Source organism: Dietzia sp. Cai40 (assembly GCF_014145165.1).
GTDB classification, from domain to species: Bacteria; Actinomycetota; Actinomycetes; order Mycobacteriales; family Mycobacteriaceae; genus Dietzia; species Dietzia natronolimnaea.
Genome location: NZ_JAALEB010000136.1, coordinates 1 through 1,843, shown reverse-complemented (window position 1 = coordinate 1,843; position 1,843 = coordinate 1). Strand labels below are relative to the sequence as shown.

Here is a 1,843-nt window from a genome sequence, read left to right as displayed (position 1 = left end):
GGGGTGAGCCGGACGCGACCGTGGACGCGGGTGGCGGCGATCATCACCCCGTGGCACATCGCCGAGGCGATCGCGCAGACCGTGAGCATGAGCCAGTGGACGGGCGCGCCGGCGATCAGCTCGAACACCGCGGCGCTCGCGCAGAACAGCGGCGCGGCGAAGATCCAGGCCCAGCTCCACCCGTCTTCGGCGAAGAGGATGGGGCCCCGCGGCTCCGGTCCCGTCCCCGGCTCCGGCCGGTCGGGCTCACTCGCCGGCACGCGAACCGCCACCGGTCGTGAACTTCATGGCCTCGGCGGTGTGCTGACGCCACACGGCGGTGGCGGCGCACAGCCCCGCGAGGATCTGCAGGGAGATCACGATGAAGGTGACGATCTCGCCACGCTCCCCCGCCTCGGCGACACCGCCGAACACGCCGATCACGACGGAGACCGCGTCCACCACGAGGAAGATGGCGACGATGTCGAGCATCGTCCGGGCCCAGCCCTTTCCCGCTCGCAGCCGGAATGCCAGCCACACCGTCACCACGCTGACGAGTACCGCCAGGACGGCGCCCACAATCCGCGCCATGCCGAACAGCGCCTCGATGGAGATGTCAGCGGCCCCGGCGGTCTCGACGGCGTCGCGGAAGGCGTCACGGGTGGCCGGAGGCAGATCGCCGAACCGGGAGGTCGCGGCGTTGAGCAGCATCCCGATCAGCGCGAACCCTGTGGCGGCGAGCCACAGTCCCCAGGCGGAGTGGACGTCGTCGGGAAGCGGTCCCGCCGGTTCCACCGGCCGGCCGTCTGCGCGCTCTGTCGGGCCGTCGGACTGGTCGGGCGGGCCGTCGGTCCGCTCGGGTGGGCGCCACGGCCCGCTGCCGCGGGTCACCGGGTGCCCCACCCGTCGGCGAGGAGGCGGGCGGCGTGCAGGGCCCAATAGGTCAGGACGATGTCCGCGCCGGCGCGGCGGATGGAGGTCAGCGACTCCATCACCGCGAGGTCGTGGTCGATCCATCCGCGCTCGGCGGCGGCGGAGATCATCGCGTACTCCCCGGAGACCTGGTAGGCGGCCACCGGCACGTCCGAGATCTCGGCGGTCTGGCGCAGGACGTCGAGGTAGCTCATCGCCGGCTTGACCATGACCATGTCGGCGCCCTCGTCCAGGTCCAACCGCACCTCGCGCAGCGACTCGCGCAGGTTGGCGGGATCCTGTTGGTAGGTGCGCCGGTCGCCGCGCAGCGAGGACCCGACGGCCTCGCGGAACGGCCCGTAGAAGGCGCTGGCGTACTTGGCGCTGTACGCGAGCACGGCCACGTCCTGGTAGCCCTCGCGGTCCAGTGCCTCGCGGATGGCGGCGATCTGGCCGTCCATCATCCCGCTCGGCCCCACCACGTGGGCTCCGGCGGCGGCCTGGGCCACGGCGAGGTCGTTGTAGGCGGCCAGTGTGGCGTCGTTGTCGACGACCTGCTCGCCACGTGGGTCGGTGCCGAGGACACCGCAGTGACCGTGGTCGGTGAACTCGTCCAGGCAGGTGTCGGCCATCACCACGAGGTCGTCGCCGACCTCCTCGCGGACGGCGGTCAGCGCCCGGTTGAGGATGCCGTCGGCGGCGGCGCCGCAACTGCCCGAGGCGTCTTTGTGCTCGTCGAGCGGGACGCCGAACAGCATGATCCCGCCGAGTCCCGCCTCTGCGGCGGCGGCGGCCTCCCGGCGCAGGGAGTCGACGGTGTGCTGCACGACCCCGGGCAGGGAGGAGATGGCGTGCGGCGCGTCGAGACCGTCGGCGACGAACGCCGGCAGGACCAGCTGCCGGGGCGCGAGCGTGGTCTCGGCGACGAGCCTGCGCATCGCCGGCGTCGAGC

At 72.7% G+C, this 1,843-nt stretch carries 2 protein-coding genes and 1 pseudogene; all 3 read right to left on the bottom strand.

The genetic code is table 11. The features are described from left to right. A pseudogene (locus G6022_RS06070) lies at positions 1-260 on the bottom strand (hypothetical protein); the annotation flags it as partial. Further along, positions 247-870, bottom strand: coding sequence for a hypothetical protein (locus G6022_RS06065; RefSeq protein ID WP_182691181.1), 624 nt, complete (start codon positions 868-870; stop codon positions 247-249). The pseudogene G6022_RS06070 and the gene G6022_RS06065, both read right to left, overlap by 14 nt. Continuing rightward, on the bottom strand, positions 867-1,843 hold a 977-nt coding region (hemB, locus tag G6022_RS06060; RefSeq protein WP_182691179.1), incomplete at its 5' end, for a porphobilinogen synthase. The genes G6022_RS06065 and hemB, both read right to left, overlap by 4 nt.